Source organism: Streptomyces sp. NPDC029152 (assembly GCF_055564355.1).
Window position 1 is genome coordinate 1 of record NZ_JBVHWR010000073.1, and the last position, 1,077, is coordinate 1,077.

Sequence of the window (1,077 nt, forward strand, 5' to 3'; positions counted from 1 at the left end):
TGCCGGGCTGGTCCCGGTGATCCGGCTGGCCGAGCGGTGCGGCCTGCCGGATCTGGTGGCCGAGAAGGTCAAACTGACTGGCGCGGCCAACGGCGCCGGCAAGGCCCCCGACGCGAAGGCGATGAGCATCGTGGGCGGCATGGCCGCCGGCGCCGATCCATCGACGACCTGGACGTACTGCGGCACGGAGGGCTGCGGAAGCTCTTCGCGGGGGGTGCGTGTCGGCGCTCTTGCCGACGTCCAGGCCGAGGAAGACGCCCACGTCGTCGATGTAGTCCAACCCATCCTCCCGAAGGGGTTTATGCGGTGCTGGCCAGGGCGTTGGCGTCGTATTGAGGTTTCCCCGGGATGCGGAGATCATGAGGCGCCGGGGCACGGGACGGACGTGTTCTCCTCACCTGCACCAGGCTTCGGCCAGGTCTGGAACGTAGGACCGCAGGAACCGTTCCATGTTCGCCCGGTGATCAGCCGCTTTATCGGAGTCCTTGATTGTGGCAGTGGTATGGATCTTCAGCACCAGGTGCGTATAGGGAAAGTCGGGCATCTCTTCCTGGGGTTGACCGGATTTGGGCCGGCACTTCATCCATGCCACGGCGCCGTCGTCCCCGACTCCCGCGCTCGTCACGGGTTCATTCAGAGAAATTCTCCTGAAGTTCTCATACTCCTCCTTCCCGTATTTCGCGGCGTCGTCGACTGCACTGTCGCGCGCCATCGACATGATCAGCTCTCTCTTCTTGTCGACGACCACCCAGCACTTATGGTGCTTCCAGTCATTGGTGCCGACCTCTGTGGCACCTCCCTCTTTTCCTGGGGGAAGGAGCGGCTTCAACGCGGACTCGTCGACTCCGATGCCGCAGATTCGCGAGGGGATGGCATAGTCATATCCCGGCTTGTCGCTCGAGCAGCCGGAAGCGAGGAGAGCGGCAGTTACGAGTATGCCGCAAAAATAGCTGCGTTTCATGATCCCTTGCCTGCCAGACCGCGTGCGGTACTGTTTCCGTCGTTTACAGTGCCATTTATTTTAGAGATCGTGGTGTCTCGTGATTCACCGTCGAGATGATTGGGATTCGCCTGCCT

2 protein-coding genes are annotated in these 1,077 nt (G+C 61.9%); both read right to left on the minus strand.

Annotation, left to right across the window (positions count from 1 at the left end; genetic code table 11):
• The coding region (locus ACZ4V6_RS36580) for a hypothetical protein (protein WP_467835607.1) at positions 1 to 280 on the minus strand (280 nt) is incomplete at its 3' end.
• Positions 281 to 394: 114 nt separating this feature from the next.
• Positions 395 to 961 carry a hypothetical protein gene (locus ACZ4V6_RS36585; protein WP_467835610.1) on the minus strand — a complete coding sequence of 189 codons (567 nt, stop codon included), beginning with the start codon at positions 959 to 961 and terminating at the stop codon, positions 395 to 397.
• Positions 962 to 1,077: the final 116 nt, after the last annotated feature.